This is a genomic window from Klebsiella spallanzanii, assembly GCF_902158555.1.
Classification (GTDB): domain Bacteria; phylum Pseudomonadota; class Gammaproteobacteria; order Enterobacterales; family Enterobacteriaceae; genus Klebsiella; species Klebsiella spallanzanii.
The window spans coordinates 126,496-141,825 of the sequence record NZ_CABGGS010000005.1; the positions used below are offsets into that span (position 1 = coordinate 126,496).

Consider the following 15,330-nt stretch of genomic DNA (forward strand, 5'->3'; position numbering starts at 1 on the left):
TTTTATTCATTAAACACAAAGATCACATATTAAATTTATATTTATCAATAAATTAAAATTGATACCCAACTTTTATCCGAGCATAAACCCTGAAAGGACATTGTTATGAAATACCATTCCGATACGCTTGTCCCGCACAAAGCCGCCGTGATGTCCGCCCCGGCAAATCTGCTGGCAGAGGATATCTGCCTCCCCGCCGCGCTGCTGAAAAAAACGGCGCTGGAAAATAACATCACCTGGATGCAACGCTACGCCGATGCGCGCGGCGTCTCGCTGGCACCGCACGGTAAAACGACGATGACGCCGTGGATTTTTCAGGCGCAGCAGCAGGCGGGCGCATGGGGGATCGGCGTGGGTAGCGCCTGGCAAGCCAGCGCGGCGATGGCCAGCGGCGTGCAGCGCGTTTTGATGGTCAACCAACTGGTCGGCAAGGCCAATATGCAGGTGGTATCGCGCCTGAAAGGGCATTATCGGGCGGCAGATTTTATCTGCTGCGTGGATAGCCTTGCCAATGCCCGCACGCTGTCGGCGTTTTTCAGCGAGCGGCGGCAAACGCTGGATGTGCTGATTGAGCTGGGTGTGCAGGGCGGGCGCTGCGGCTGTCGCAGCGTTGAGGACGCGCTGGCGCTGGCACAGGCGGTGGCGGAGCTGCCGGGCCTGAAGCTGCGCGGTCTTGAGCTGTATGAAGGGGTTTTGCACGGCGACGATCCGCAGCCGCAGGTTGAAGCCCTGCTGCGCCAGGCCGCCGAACTGGCCTGTCGAATGGCGCCGCTGGTTGAGGGCGAGTTTGTGCTGACCGGTGCCGGTACCGTTTGGTACGACGTGGTGTGTAACATCTGGCTGGCGGCGGAGAAACCGGCGAACTGCCGGATCGTTATCCGCCCCGGCTGCTATATCACCCACGACCGGGGGATCTACGATATCGCGCAGCAGGAGCTGGTGGCGCGGGATCCGATCGCCTGCGATCTGGGCGGCGACTTAACCTCGGCGCTGGAGCTGATGGCGATGGTCCAGTCGGTGCCGGAAGCGGATCGCGCGGTGGTTAACTTCGGCAAGCGCGACTGCGCCTTCGACGCCGGACTGCCGCAGCCCATCGCCCTCTATCGTCACGGTGAGCAGCTATCCGCCGAGGGGATCGCGAGCGTGGGGATTATGGATCAGCACTGCATGCTGCACCTTGCACCGGGCAGCGACGTGCAGGTCGGCGATATTCTGGTGTTTGGGACCTCGCACCCGTGCCTGACGTTTGATAAATGGAAAACGCTGCTGCTGGTGGATGACCAATACAACGTGCTGGAAGAGCTGGATACGCTGTTCTGAATGGTGCCTTTCCCGGAGGCGGCGCGCTGCGCCTGTCCGGGCTACCGTGCTGTGAACCCGTAGCCCGGACAGGTGCGCCAGCACCGCCTCCGGGGATTTTCACGTTTTCACGGCTCGGGCCATCTTACGACTCCTCTTCCTCTCCTCTTATCCCATTCCCCAAGGCAATAAACTCCTCCAGCAGCGCGGTGAGCTGCTGCATTTTCTCCGCGGTAAACTCAGCTTCAATCTGACGATAAGCTTCTTCCACCTGGGCCTGGGCACTTTCATACAGCTTCAACCCCGCAGGCGTTAGCGAAACGTACAGCTTGCGCTGGTCATTGACCGGCTTTAGACGCAACACCAAACCGTCTCGCTCCATGCGGGTGAGAATACCGGTCAGGCTCGGGCGTAAAATACAGGCGCGAAAAGCCAGGTCGTGGAAATCCATCGACGGATTTTCGGCAAGAATGCGCACGATACGCCACTGCTGCTCGGTCAGATTGTGGCGTTTAACGATGGGACGAAAGTGCGCCATCGCCGCTTCCCGCGCCTGCAGCAACGCGATAGTTAATGAATCATGCATGAGTGACCTCTGAACCACACCCTTCATTTATTAATAAGTTAATAATTAGCGTTAATTGCCTCATAACGCAACCGGTTTCTGCCTCTGAAAAGTACCAGATGGTACAACAAAAAATAATTAACCATTGATTTATAAAAATAAAAATAAAATCTGTAAATATATTGTTAATCAGATCACAAAACATTCACTTCTGTTTGCCAAACGTTTCTGCAAAGCATAAAAGATGATCATTAACATATTAATGAAATATCTTCGATTCCGAAATCAGCAGCAAAGGAGTGGTGAATGAAAGGTACCATCTTCGCCGTGGCGCTTAACCATCGCAGCCAGCTTGATGCCTGGCGCGAAGCGTTCCAACAGGCCCCCTATAAAACGCCGCCGAAGACCGCAGTCTGGTTTATCAAGCCGCGCAACACCGTTATCGGCAACGGCGAGAACATTCCATATCCACCGGGTGAAACGGTGCAGAGCGGTGCGACCGTGGCGCTGATCGTCGGCAAAACCGCGCGCAAAGTGGCCGCAGAAGAAGCCGCCGCTTATATTGCTGGCTATGCGCTGGCTAATGACGTCAGCTTGCCGGAAGAGAGCTTCTATCGCCCGGCGATCAAAGCTAAATGCCGCGACGGCTTCTGCCCGCTTGGCGCACTCGCGCCGGTCAGCAACGCCGATAACCTGACTATCATCACCGAAATCAACGGTCGCGAAGCGGACAGCTGGAACACCGCTGACCTCCAGCGCTCCGCCGCCGAGCTGCTGAGCGCCCTGAGCGAATTCGCCACGCTCAACCCCGGCGACGCCATTCTGATCGGCACCCCGCACAACCGCGTCACGCTGCAACCCGGCGATCGCGTTCGTATTCTCGCCGAGGGTTTCCCGGCGCTGGAAAACCCGGTGGTCGCAGAAGGAGAGCTGGCATGAAACAGGCACGTATTGAATGGCAGGGACAGCAGCACGATGTGCAGATTGATGAACACGGTCAGGTCCACCTCGCCAACGGCAGGCTGCTAAACGAGGGCGAATTCTGCTGGCTGCCGCCCGCTGACGGCACGCTGTTCGCGCTGGGCCTGAACTACGCCGATCACGCCAGCGAGCTGGAATTTAAGCCACCCACCGAACCACTCGTGTTTATCAAAGCGCCGAACACCTTTATCGGCCACCAGCAGGAATCGGTACGCCCGGATAACGTCGAGTACATGCACTACGAAGCCGAACTGGTGGTGGTGATCGGCAAAACCGCGCGTAAAGTCGCCGAAGCCGACGCCATGGAGTACGTCGCCGGGTATACCGTCTGCAACGACTACGCCATCCGCGACTATCTGGAAAACTACTATCGCCCGAACCTGCGGGTGAAAAGCCGCGACACCCTGACGCCGATCGGCCCATGGATCGTCGCGAAAGAGTCGATCCCGGATCCACATAACCTGGCGTTGCGCACCTGGGTCAACGGTGAGCTGCGCCAGCAGGGCACCACCGCCGATCTGATCTTCAGCATCCCGTTCCTCATCGCTTATTTAAGCGAGTTTATGACCCTGCAACCGGGCGACATGATCGCCACCGGTACGCCGAAAGGGCTGTCGGACGTGGTGCCGGGCGATGAAGTGATCGTCGAAGTGGAAGGCGTCGGCCGCCTGGTCAACCGCATCATCAGCCAGCAAGCGTATGAGGAGAAGCTGTCATGAAAAAGATTAACCACTGGATCAACGGCAAAAACGTCGCCAGCGCCGAGTATTTTCATACCACCAACCCGGCAAGCGGCGAGGTTCTGGCGGAAGTCGCCTCCGGCGGCGAAGCCGAAGTCAACCAGGCGGTAGCGGCGGCGAAAGAGGCGTTCCCGAAATGGGCCAACCTGCCGATGAAAGAACGCGCACGCCTGATGCGTCGTCTGGGCGACCTGATCGATCAGAACGTGCCGGAGATCGCCGCCATGGAGACCGCCGACACCGGCCTGCCGATCCACCAGACCCAAAATGTGCTGATCCCGCGCGCGTCGCACAACTTCGAATTTTTCGCCGAAGTGTGCCAGCAGATGAACGGTAAGACCTATCCCGTTGACGACAAGATGCTCAACTACACCCTCGTGCAGCCGGTCGGCGTCTGCGCGCTGGTGTCACCGTGGAACGTGCCGTTTATGACCGCCACCTGGAAGGTCGCGCCGTGCCTGGCGCTGGGTAACACCGCGGTGCTGAAAATGTCTGAGCTGTCGCCGCTGACCGCCGATCGCTTGGGCGAACTGGCGCTGGAGGCAGGCATTCCGCCGGGCGTACTGAACGTGGTGCAGGGCTACGGCGCGACGGCGGGCGATGCGCTGGTGCGCCACCACGACATCCGCGCGGTGTCGTTTACCGGCGGTACCGCCACCGGGCGTAATATCATGAAAAACGCCGGGCTGAAAAAGTACTCCATGGAGCTCGGCGGCAAATCGCCGGTGCTGATTTTTGAAGATGCCGATATCGAGCGCGCACTCGACGCCGCGCTGTTCACCATCTTCTCGATCAACGGCGAGCGCTGCACCGCCGGCTCGCGCATCTTTATTCAGCAGAGCATTTATCCCGAATTCGTCAAACGCTTTGCCGAGCGCGCGAACCGCCTGCGCGTTGGTGACCCGAATGACCCGAACACCCAGGTGGGCGCACTGATTAGCCAACAGCACTGGGAGAAAGTCTCCGGCTATATCCGCCTCGGCATTGAAGAGGGCGCGACCCTGCTGGCCGGCGGCCCGGACAAACCCACCGACCTGCCTGCGCATCTGCAAAGCGGTAACTTCCTGCGCCCGACGGTGCTGGCGGACGTCGACAACCGCATGCGCGTGGCGCAGGAAGAGATTTTTGGCCCGGTAGCCTGTCTGCTGCCGTTTAAAGACGAGGCGGAAGGTCTGCGCCTGGCCAACGACGTAGAGTACGGCCTCGCCTCTTATATCTGGACCCAGGACGTCAGCAAAGTGCTGCGCCTGGCACGCGGCATCGAAGCCGGAATGGTGTTCGTCAACACCCAGAACGTCCGCGACCTGCGTCAGCCGTTCGGCGGCGTGAAGGCCTCCGGTACCGGCCGAGAAGGTGGCGAATATAGCTTTGAAGTGTTCGCTGAAATGAAAAACGTCTGCATCTCGATGGGCGACCATCCGATCCCAAAATGGGGAGTCTGATATGGGAAAGTTAGCGTTAGCAGCAAAAATCACTCACGTGCCGTCGATGTACCTTTCTGAACTGCCGGGGAAAAACCACGGCTGCCGTCAGAGCGCTATCGATGGGCATAAGGAAATCGGCAAGCGGTGCCGCGAACTGGGCGTTGATACGATTATCGTTTTCGATACTCACTGGCTGGTGAATAGCGCCTACCACATTAACTGCGCCGACCATTTCCAGGGCGTCTATACCAGCAACGAGCTGCCGCATTTTATCCGCGACATGACCTACGACTACGACGGTAATCCGGAGCTCGGCCACCTGATCGCCGACGAAGCGGTCAAGCTCGGGGTCCGCGCCAAAGCGCACAACATCCCGAGCCTGAAGCTCGAGTACGGCACGCTGGTGCCGATGCGCTACATGAATAGCGATAAGCATTTCAAAGTGGTCTCTATCTCGGCGTTCTGCACCGTTCACGATTTCGCCGACAGCCGCAAGTTGGGCCAGGCCATTCTTAAAGCTATCGACAAATATGACGGCACCGTGGCGGTGCTGGCCAGCGGCTCCCTGTCTCATCGCTTTATCGACGATCAGCGTGCGGAAGAAGGTATGAACAGCTACACCCGCGAGTTCGACCATCAGATGGACGAGCGCGTGGTGAAGCTGTGGCGTGAAGGTAAGTTCAAAGAGTTCTGCACCATGCTGCCGGAGTACGCCGACTACTGCTACGGCGAGGGCAACATGCACGACACGGTGATGCTGCTTGGCCTGCTCGGCTGGGACAAGTATGACGGCAAGGTGGAGTTTATTACCGAACTGTTCGCCAGCTCCGGTACCGGCCAGGTCAACGCCGTCTTCCCGCTACCGGAACCGGCTTAAGGAGAACACAGAATGCCGCATTTTATCGCCGAATGTACCGACAACATCCGCGAACAGGCCGATTTACCGGGTCTGTTCAGCAAAGTGAACGAAGCGCTGGCGGCGACCGGCATCTTTCCCATCGGCGGCATTCGCAGTCGCGCCATCTGGCTGGATACCTGGCAGATGGCCGACGGCCAGCATGATTACGCTTTCGTGCATATGACGCTGAAGATTGGCTCCGGGCGCAGTCAGGAGAGCCGTCAGGACGTGGGCGATATGCTGTTCGCGCTGATTAAAGCTCATTTCGCCGCGCTGATGGAGAGCCGCTATCTGGCGCTGTCGTTTGAAATCACCGAGCTGCATCCGACGTTGAATTACAAACAGAACAACGTGCACGCGCTGTTTAAATAAGGCGCGCTCGGTCCGTTCCCTCGCCCCTTTGGGGGAGAGGGTTAGGGTGAGGGGGGCTCTCTGCGGCCTGATGCCCTCACCCCGGCCCTCTCCCACAGGGAGAGGGGGAAAACAATGCCACAGGAAGCAACTATGCTCGATAAACATACCCATACTCTGATCGCTCAACGGCTGAACCAGGCGGAAAAACAGCGCGAACAGATCCGCGCTATCTCGCTGGATCACCCAACGATCACCATCGAAGACGCCTACGCCGTACAGCGCGAATGGGTAAAAATGAAAATCGCCGAAGGGCGCGTGCTGAAAGGGCATAAAATCGGTCTGACCTCAAAAGCGATGCAGGCCAGCTCGCAAATCAGTGAACCGGACTACGGCGCGCTGCTGGACGACATGTTTTTCCACGACGGCGGCGATATTCCTACCGACCGCTTTATCGTCCCGCGCATCGAAGTGGAGCTGGCCTTCGTGCTGGCCAAACCGCTGCGCGGCCCCAACTGCACCCTGTTCGATGTTTATAACGCGACCGACTACGTGATCCCGGCGCTGGAGCTGATCGACGCCCGCTGCCACAACATCGACCCGGAGACCCAACGCCCGCGCAAGGTCTTCGACACCATCTCCGATAATGCCGCCAACGCCGGGGTGATCCTCGGTGGTCGGCCCATTAAGCCCGACGAGCTGGATCTGCGCTGGATCTCCGCCCTGCTCTATCGCAACGGCGTGATTGAAGAGACCGGCGTCGCCGCAGGGGTGCTCAATCACCCGGCCAACGGCGTAGCCTGGCTGGCAAACAAGCTCGCACCATACGACGTCCAGCTGGAAGCCGGACAGATTATTCTCGGCGGCTCCTTTACCCGACCGGTTCCGGCGCGCAAAGGCGACACCTTCCACGTCGACTACGGCAACATGGGCGCAATTAGCTGCCGCTTTGTTTAAGGGGAATATGATGAATAACGCCTTTAAAGATGCCTTAACAGCGGGTCGCCCGCAGATTGGCCTGTGGCTGGGACTCACCAGCAGCTACAGCGCCGAGCTGCTGGCCGGAGCCGGATTCGACTGGCTGCTGATTGATGGCGAACATGCGCCGAATAATGTGCAAACGGTACTGACCCAGCTCCAGGCGATCGCCCCCTACCCCAGCCAGCCGGTGGTGCGTCCATCGTGGAACGACCCGGTACAGATTAAACAGCTGCTGGACGTTGGCGCACAAACCCTGCTGGTGCCGATGGTGCAGAACGCCGACGAAGCGCGGCTGGCGGTAAAGGCTACTCGCTATCCGCCCGCAGGCATTCGCGGCGTCGGCAGCGCCCTCGCCCGCGCCTCGCGCTGGAACCGCATCCCCGATTACATCCATCAGGCCAACGACGCGATGTGCGTGCTGGTGCAAATCGAAACTCGCGAAGCCCTGAAAAACCTGGCGCAAATTCTTGACGTTGACAGCGTGGACGGCGTGTTTATCGGCCCGGCGGATCTGAGCGCCGACATGGGCTTCGGTGGCAATCCGCAGCACCCGGAAGTGCAGGCCGCCATCGAACAGGCCATCGCGCAAATTCGCTCGGCGGGCAAAGCGCCGGGGATCCTGATGGCTAACGAACAGTTGGCAAAGCGTTATCTGGAACTTGGCGCGCTGTTTGTCGCCGTCGGCGTCGATACCACTCTGCTGGCTCGTGGCGCAGAAGCGCTGGCGGCGCGATTTGGCGCGGAAAAAAACGCGCAGGATTCGTCAGGCGTCTATTAACGCCGGGTGGCGCTACGCTTACCCGGCCTACAGCCGTAGCGAACCGCAGGCCGGGTAAGCGCAGTACCCTACAAAATTCCCATTAGAGGAAAATGATAATGAGCGATACATCATCTGCCATCCCGGAAAAATTCGATCCGGCTAATCAGCACAAGCAGCTAACGGCGCAGCAGCAGTCGGTTATCAACAAGCTGTTCCGCCGCCTGATCGTGTTTTTGTTCGTGCTGTTTATCTTCTCGTTTTTAGACAGGATCAATATCGGCTTTGCGGGACTGACCATGGGGCAGGATCTGGGCCTGAACGCCACCATGTTCGGCCTTGCCACCACCCTGTTTTACGCTACCTACGTCATTTTCGGCATTCCCAGCAACGTGATGCTCAGCATTGTCGGCGCTCGCCGCTGGATTGCCACCATCATGGTGCTGTGGGGCATCGCCTCCACCGCCACCATGTTCGCCACCGGGCCGAACAGCCTCTATATCCTGCGGATGCTAGTGGGGATCACCGAGGCCGGTTTCCTGCCCGGCATCCTGTTGTATTTGACCTACTGGTTCCCGGCCTTTTTCCGCGCCCGCGCCAACGCGCTGTTTATGATAGCGATGCCGGTGACTACCGCGCTGGGGTCGATCGTTTCAGGCTATATCTTGTCGATGGACGGCCTGCTGAACCTGCACGGCTGGCAGTGGCTGTTCCTGCTGGAAGGCTTCCCGTCGGTGCTGCTCGGCATTATGGTCTGGTTCTGGCTCGATGATTCGCCGTCGAAGGCCAAATGGCTAACGGCGGAAGACAAAAAGTGCCTGCAGGAGATGATGGATAACGATCGCCTCACGCTGGTACAGCCGGAAGGGGCCATCAGCCATCACGCTATGCAGAAGCGCAGCCTGTGGCGCGAAGTGTTTACGCCCATCGTGCTGATGTATACCCTGGCCTACTTCTGCCTGACCAACACCCTCAGCGCGATCAGCATCTGGACGCCGCAGATCCTCAAAAGCTTTAACGAAAGCAGCAGCAATATCACTATTGGCCTACTGGCGGCGATCCCGCAGATTTGTACCATTCTGGGGATGATCTACTGGAGCCGCCACTCAGATAGGCATCAGGAACGAAAACATCACACCGCGCTACCGTTCCTGTTCGCCGCTGCGGGCTGGCTGCTGGCCTCGGCCACCGATCACAACCTGATCCAGCTATTGGGGATCGTAATGGCCTCCACCGGATCGTTTAGCGCAATGGCCATTTTCTGGACCACCCCGGATCAGTCCATCAGCCTGCGCGCCAGAGCGATCGGTATCGCGGTGATCAACGCCACCGGCAATATCGGATCGGCCATCAGTCCGTTAATGATCGGCTGGCTGAAAGATGTTACCGGCAGCTTTAGCAGCGGCCTGTGGTTCGTCGCCGCCCTGCTGGTCATTGGCGCGGTGATTATCTGGGCTATTCCGATGAAAGGATCGCGTCCTCGCGCGACGCCGTAAGGAGCCGCTATGTGCCAGAGCCCTGTAGCCAATATCGATATTAATAAAGAGTACGATGAGAGTCTGGGAACGGAAGATGTGCATTATCAGTCGTTTGCCCGGATGGCGGAGTTCTTCGGTCGTGATATGCAGGCGCACCGTCACGACCAGTATTTTCAGATGCACTTTCTTGATACCGGGCAGATTGAGCTGCAGCTCGACGAGATTCGCTATTCGGTACAGGCACCGCTGTTTGTCCTGACGCCGCCCTCGGTGCCGCACGCGTTTATCACTCAGTCCGATAGCGACGGCCACGTGCTGACGATACGGGAGGATCTGGTCTGGCCGCTTCTGGAAGTGCTCTACCCCGGCACGCGGGAAGCCTTCGGCCTGCCGGGTATCTGTCTGTCGCTAGCCGATAAGCCCGAGGAGCTGGCGGCGCTGGCGCACTACTGGCGGCTGATTGAACGGGAATCGACCGCGCAGCTGCCGGGGCGCGAACACACCCTGATGCTGCTGGCACAGGCGGTGTTCACCCTGCTGCTACGCAACGCAAAGCTTGACGATCATGCCGCCAGCGGGATGCGCGGCGAGCTAAAGCTGTTCCAGCGTTTTAACCAGTTGATCGATAGCCACTACCACCTGCACTGGACGGTACCGGATTACGCCAGCGAGCTGCATCTGACCGAATCCAGGCTAACCGATATCTGCCGCCGCTTCGCCAACCGCCCGCCAAAGCGGCTGATTTTCGACCGGCAGCTGCGCGAGGCCAAGCGGCTGCTCCTGTTCTCCGATAGCGCGGTTAACGAGATAGCCTGGCAGCTGGGCTTTAAAGACCCGGCCTATTTCGCCCGCTTTTTTAACCGCTTGGTGGGCTGCTCGCCGAGCGCCTTCAGAACGCAAAAAGTGCCAGTGTCTTAGGATCTTTCCGGGGACGGCGCGGCGAGTTCGCAGCCGTCTGAGAGGCGGTAGCCCGGACAAGGCGCGTCAAGCGCCGCCACCGGGAGCAGAGCGCAGAGTATCTGAATTTCCCGGAGGCGATGCTGCGCATCTGTCCGGGCTACAAATTCAAAACCCGTACTGATTTGTCGCCCACCCCACCGGAGAGCCAGGTCAAAAAATCGAAAAACCAACCCCGATCACATAACTCAACCCCGCCCGAAAAGTACCCACCGTTGACCTAAAAGTCTCTTCACGAAAACCGCGTTAACCGCTTCAATTGAACAACAAAAACAAAACATAAATTTAACATCGCATTCCGATTAATACTGAAGAGGTCCCCTATGAAACCTGAAAATTTCCGTGCAGACGCTAAACGCCCGTTAACCGGTGAAGAGTATCTGAAGAGCCTGCAGGACGGCCGAGAAATCTATATCTACGGCGAGCGCGTTAAAGACGTGACCACCCACCCGGCGTTCCGCAACGCCGCCGCTTCCGTCGCACAAATGTACGACGCGCTGCACAAGCCCGAACTGCAGGATACCCTGTGCTGGGGCACCGACACCGGCAGCGGCGGCTACACCCACAAATTCTTCCGCGTGGCAAAAAGCGCCGACGACCTGCGCCAGCAGCGCGACGCCATCGCTGAGTGGTCGCGCCTGAGCTACGGCTGGATGGGCCGCACCCCGGACTATAAAGCCGCCTTCGGCTGCGCATTAGGCGCGAATCCGGGATTCTACGGCCAGTTTGAGCAGAACGCCCGCGACTGGTACACCCGTATTCAGGAAACCGGCCTGTACTTTAACCACGCCATCGTCAATCCGCCGATTGATCGTCATAAACCAGCGGATGAAGTGAAAGACGTCTATATCAAGCTGGAGAAAGAGACCGACGCCGGGATCATCGTCAGCGGCGCGAAAGTCGTCGCCACCAACTCGGCGCTGACCCACTACAACATGATTGGCTTCGGCTCCGCGCAGGTGATGGGCGAAAATCCGGATTTCGCGCTGATGTTCGTCGCACCGATGGATGCCGAAGGAGTCAAACTTATCTCCCGCGCCTCCTATGAGCTGGTGGCCGGAGCCACCGGATCGCCATACGATTATCCGCTCTCCAGCCGCTTCGACGAAAACGACGCGATCCTGGTGCTGGATAACGTGCTGATCCCATGGGAAAACGTGCTGATCTATCGCGACTTCGATCGCTGCCGTCGCTGGACGATGGAAGGCGGTTTCGCCCGCATGTATCCGCTGCAGGCCTGCGTACGTCTGGCGGTGAAGCTCGATTTCATCACCGCCCTGCTGAAGCGCTCGCTGGAGTGCACCGGTACCCTGGAATTCCGCGGCGTACAGGCGGAGCTTGGCGAAGTCGTGGCCTGGCGCAATATGTTCTGGGCGCTGAGCGATTCGATGTGCGCCGAAGCGACGCCGTGGGTCAACGGCGCGTATCTGCCGGATCACGCCGCGCTGCAAACCTATCGCGTGATGGCGCCGATGGCCTACGCCAAAATCAAAAACATTATCGAGCGCAGCGTCACCAGCGGCCTGATCTACCTGCCGTCCAGCGCCCGCGATCTCAATAATCCGCAGATCAACGAATACCTGGCGAAATACGTGCGCGGCTCGAACGGCATGGATCACGTCGAGCGTATCAAGATCCTCAAACTGATGTGGGACGCCATCGGCAGCGAATTTGGTGGTCGTCACGAACTGTATGAAATCAACTACTCCGGCAGCCAGGATGAAATTCGCCTGCAGTGCCTGCGCCAGGCGCAAAGCTCCGGCAACATGGACAAAATGATGGCGATGGTAGACCGCTGCCTGTCCGAGTACGACCAGCACGGCTGGACGGTGCCGCATCTGCACAACAATACCGATATCAACATGCTGGATAAGCTGCTGAAGTAAACGGCAGCGGGAGGTCACAATGCAATTAGATGAACAACGTCTGCGTTTTCGCGATGCCATGGCCAGTCTGTCGGCCGCGGTTAACGTCATCACCACCGAAGGCGAAGCGGGCCGCTGCGGTATTACCGCCACGGCGGTCTGTTCAGTGACCGATACGCCGCCGTCGGTAATGGTCTGCATCAACGCTAACAGCGCGATGAACCCGGTGTTCCAGGGCAACGGCAAGCTGTGTATCAACGTGCTGAACCACGAGCAAGAGGAAATGGCCCGCCACTTCGCCGGAATGACCGGGATGACGATGGATGACCGCTTCGGCCTCTCCTGCTGGCAGAAAGGCGCGCTGGGCCAGCCGGTCCTGAAAGGCTCACTGGCAAGTCTCGAAGGTGAGATTAGCCAGGTGCAAACCATCGGCAGCCATCTGGTTTATCTGGTGGAAATCCGCAACATTACCCTCAGCCAGCAAGGCCACGGGCTGATTTACTTTAAACGCCGCTTCCATCCGGTGATGATGGAGATGGAAGTGGTGGCGTAGCTTTTATTTTCTCCTTCCCCTCTCGCGCAGGAGAGGGGAAGGCTTGTATTTCCCCTCTCTCCATGGCGGAAATATTCCTGTGATCTCAATCACATATTCACACCCACTCGCACTCCCCCCCAACCGCTTACCCCCGCAAGTGACCGCTTAATCCCACATATAACCACTCACAGATTTACCCAACTTTACGCGCGCGGAGTTCTGGCAAGATCGTCCCCAGCATAGCGAATCAATACCTCCTCAAACCCTAACTTAAACCCAGACGGCTTCGGCCCATTATTCATCTCATTAAGCCAGGTTTTACTATGGATACTAAAAAGTTATTCAAGCACATACCCTGGGTGATTCTTGGAATCATCGGGGCATTTTGCCTCTCAGTCGTCGCGCTGCGCCGCGGTGAGCACGTCAGCGCACTGTGGATCGTAGTGGCGTCGGTTTCCGTCTACCTTGTCGCCTACCGTTATTACAGCCTGTATATCGCGCAAAAGGTGATGAAGCTCGACCCTACGCGCTCCACGCCTGCGGTAATTAACAATGATGGTCTGAACTACGTCCCGACCAACCGCTACGTGCTGTTCGGCCACCACTTTGCCGCCATCGCCGGTGCCGGTCCGCTGGTAGGCCCGGTTCTTGCCGCGCAGATGGGCTACCTGCCAGGTACGCTGTGGCTGCTGGCAGGCGTAGTGCTGGCAGGGGCGGTGCAGGACTTTATGGTGCTGTTTATCTCCTCGCGCCGTAACGGTGCCTCGCTGGGTGAGATGATCAAGCAAGAGATGGGGCCAGTTCCGGGTTCTATCGCGCTGTTCGGCTGCTTCCTGATTATGATCATCATCCTCGCGGTGCTGGCGTTAATCGTGGTGAAAGCGCTGGCGGAAAGCCCGTGGGGCGTGTTCACCGTCTGCTCGACCGTGCCAATTGCCCTGTTTATGGGGATCTACATGCGCTTCCTGCGCCCTGGCCGCGTGGGCGAAGTGTCGGTTATCGGTATCGTCCTGCTGGTGGCATCCATCTGGTTCGGCGGCATTATTGCCCACGACCCGTACTGGGGCCCGGCGCTGACCTTTAAAGACACCACCATCACCTTTACCCTGATTGGCTATGCGTTCATCTCCGCGCTGCTGCCGGTATGGCTGATTCTGGCGCCGCGCGACTATCTGGCGACCTTCTTAAAAATCGGCGTTATCGTCGGCCTGGCGTTGGGTATCGTGATTCTTAACCCGGACCTGAAAATGCCGGCAGTGACCCAGTACATTGATGGTACCGGTCCGCTGTGGAAAGGCGCGCTGTTCCCGTTCCTGTTTATTACTATCGCCTGCGGCGCGGTCTCCGGCTTCCACGCCCTGATCGCTTCCGGTACCACGCCGAAGCTGTTGGCTAACGAAACCGACGCCCGCTTTATCGGCTACGGTGCGATGCTGATGGAGTCCTTCGTGGCGGTGATGGCGCTGGTAGCGGCATCAATTATCGAACCGGGCCTCTACTTCGCAATGAACACCCCGCCTGCGGGCCTGGGCATCACCATGCCGAACCTGCACGAAATGGGCGGTGAAAACGCTGCGCTGATCGCCGCGCAGTTGAAGGATGTGACCGCTCACGCAGCGGCAACCGTCAGCTCCTGGGGCTTTGTGATTTCACCTGAGCAAATTCTGCAAACCGCAAAAGATATCGGCGAACCGTCGGTACTGAACCGTGCGGGCGGCGCGCCGACGCTGGCCGTCGGTATCGCTCACGTGTTCCACAAAATCATCCCGATGGCGGACATGGGCTTCTGGTACCACTTCGGTATTCTGTTTGAAGCGCTGTTTATCCTCACCGCACTGGATGCCGGTACCCGTGCAGGCCGCTTCATGCTGCAGGATCTGCTGGGTAACTTCGTCCCGTTCCTCAAGAAAACCGACTCGCTGGTAGCGGGCGTCATCGGCACCGCGGGCTGCGTTGGGCTGTGGGGCTACTTGCTGTATCAGGGCGTAGTTGACCCGCTGGGCGGCGTGAAGAGCCTGTGGCCGCTGTTCGGTATCTCTAACCAGATGCTGGCCGCCGTGGCGCTGGTGCTTGGTACCGTGGTACTGGTCAAAATGCAGCGTACCAAATACATCTGGGTCACCGTGATCCCGGCCGCATGGCTGCTGCTGTGCACCACCTGGGCGCTGGGCCTGAAACTGTTCAGCACCAACCCGCAGATGGAAGGCTTCTTCTTCATGGCTCAGCAGTATAAAGAGAAGATTGCTTCCGGCGGCGAACTCACCGCGCAGCAGATTGCCAACATGAACCATATCGTGGTGAACAACTACACCAACGCGGGTCTGAGCATTCTGTTCCTGGTGGTGGTCTACAGCATCATCTTCTACGGCATCAAAACCTGGCTCAACGTGCGCAACAATAAAGTGCGTACCGATAAAGAGACTCCGTATGTGCCGGTACCGGAAGGCGGCGTGAAGACTTCTTCGCATCACTAAAACCTTAATGCCGGATGGCGCTACG

At 58.4% G+C, this 15,330-nt stretch carries 14 protein-coding genes and 1 pseudogene; 14 read left to right on the plus strand and 1 reads right to left on the minus strand.

Annotated features, from left to right (window positions below):
- Positions 1-105 precede the first annotated feature (105 nt).
- Positions 106-1,320, plus strand: a complete 1,215-nt coding sequence (locus FN082_RS08010) for an amino acid deaminase (RefSeq protein ID WP_142981393.1) — start codon at positions 106-108, stop codon at positions 1,318-1,320.
- A 124-nt stretch (positions 1,321-1,444) separates the two neighbouring features.
- Here FN082_RS08010 and hpaR read toward each other — a convergent pair whose 3' ends face one another.
- Positions 1,445-1,885, minus strand: a complete 441-nt coding sequence (hpaR, locus tag FN082_RS08015) for a homoprotocatechuate degradation operon regulator HpaR (RefSeq protein ID WP_139539307.1) — start codon at positions 1,883-1,885, stop codon at positions 1,445-1,447.
- A gap of 152 nt (positions 1,886-2,037) precedes the next feature.
- Here hpaR and FN082_RS30465 point away from each other — a divergent pair.
- The 13 genes and pseudogenes from FN082_RS30465 to FN082_RS08075 all read left to right on the plus strand — a co-directional run.
- Positions 2,038-2,112, plus strand: a pseudogene (locus FN082_RS30465) (hypothetical protein); the annotation flags it as partial.
- Between the two features lie 58 nt (positions 2,113-2,170).
- Positions 2,171-2,803, plus strand: coding sequence for a fumarylacetoacetate hydrolase family protein (locus tag FN082_RS08020; protein ID WP_139539306.1), 633 nt, complete (start codon positions 2,171-2,173; stop codon positions 2,801-2,803).
- On the plus strand, positions 2,800-3,564 hold the full coding sequence (locus FN082_RS08025) for a fumarylacetoacetate hydrolase family protein (RefSeq protein WP_139539305.1): 765 nt from the start codon (positions 2,800-2,802) through the stop codon (positions 3,562-3,564). Before FN082_RS08020 ends, FN082_RS08025 begins: the two co-directional genes overlap by 4 nt.
- Positions 3,561-5,027, plus strand: a complete 1,467-nt coding sequence (gene hpaE, locus FN082_RS08030) for a 5-carboxymethyl-2-hydroxymuconate semialdehyde dehydrogenase (RefSeq protein ID WP_142981394.1) — start codon at positions 3,561-3,563, stop codon at positions 5,025-5,027. Before FN082_RS08025 ends, hpaE begins: the two co-directional genes overlap by 4 nt.
- Position 5,028: 1 nt before the next feature.
- Positions 5,029-5,886, plus strand: coding sequence for a 3,4-dihydroxyphenylacetate 2,3-dioxygenase (hpaD, locus tag FN082_RS08035; protein WP_142981395.1), 858 nt, complete (start codon positions 5,029-5,031; stop codon positions 5,884-5,886).
- A gap of 12 nt (positions 5,887-5,898) precedes the next feature.
- On the plus strand, positions 5,899-6,279 hold the full coding sequence (locus FN082_RS08040; protein WP_112215119.1) for a 5-carboxymethyl-2-hydroxymuconate Delta-isomerase: 381 nt from the start codon (positions 5,899-5,901) through the stop codon (positions 6,277-6,279).
- Between the two features lie 132 nt (positions 6,280-6,411).
- Positions 6,412-7,215: a 2-oxo-hept-4-ene-1,7-dioate hydratase gene (hpaH, locus tag FN082_RS08045; RefSeq protein ID WP_043018631.1), complete on the plus strand. Its 804-nt coding sequence runs from the start codon at positions 6,412-6,414 to the stop codon at positions 7,213-7,215.
- Between the two features lie 10 nt (positions 7,216-7,225).
- Positions 7,226-8,017, plus strand: a complete 792-nt coding sequence (gene hpaI / locus FN082_RS08050; protein WP_142981430.1) for a 4-hydroxy-2-oxoheptanedioate aldolase — start codon at positions 7,226-7,228, stop codon at positions 8,015-8,017.
- 98 nt (positions 8,018-8,115) lie between these two features.
- Positions 8,116-9,492: a 4-hydroxyphenylacetate permease gene (gene hpaX / locus FN082_RS08055; protein ID WP_139539301.1), complete on the plus strand. Its 1,377-nt coding sequence runs from the start codon at positions 8,116-8,118 to the stop codon at positions 9,490-9,492.
- Between the two features lie 9 nt (positions 9,493-9,501).
- Positions 9,502-10,392, plus strand: coding sequence for a 4-hydroxyphenylacetate catabolism regulatory protein HpaA (hpaA, locus tag FN082_RS08060; RefSeq protein WP_142981396.1), 891 nt, complete (start codon positions 9,502-9,504; stop codon positions 10,390-10,392).
- Between the two features lie 362 nt (positions 10,393-10,754).
- Positions 10,755-12,317, plus strand: coding sequence for a 4-hydroxyphenylacetate 3-monooxygenase, oxygenase component (gene hpaB / locus FN082_RS08065; RefSeq protein WP_139539299.1), 1,563 nt, complete (start codon positions 10,755-10,757; stop codon positions 12,315-12,317).
- 19 nt (positions 12,318-12,336) lie between these two features.
- A complete protein-coding gene (locus FN082_RS08070) occupies positions 12,337-12,849 on the plus strand; it encodes a 4-hydroxyphenylacetate 3-monooxygenase reductase subunit (RefSeq protein ID WP_004108563.1) in 513 nt (170 codons plus the stop codon).
- Positions 12,850-13,154: 305 nt separating this feature from the next.
- Positions 13,155-15,305, plus strand: a complete 2,151-nt coding sequence (locus tag FN082_RS08075; protein ID WP_139539298.1) for a carbon starvation CstA family protein — start codon at positions 13,155-13,157, stop codon at positions 15,303-15,305.
- The last annotated feature ends 25 nt before the right edge of the window (positions 15,306-15,330 follow it).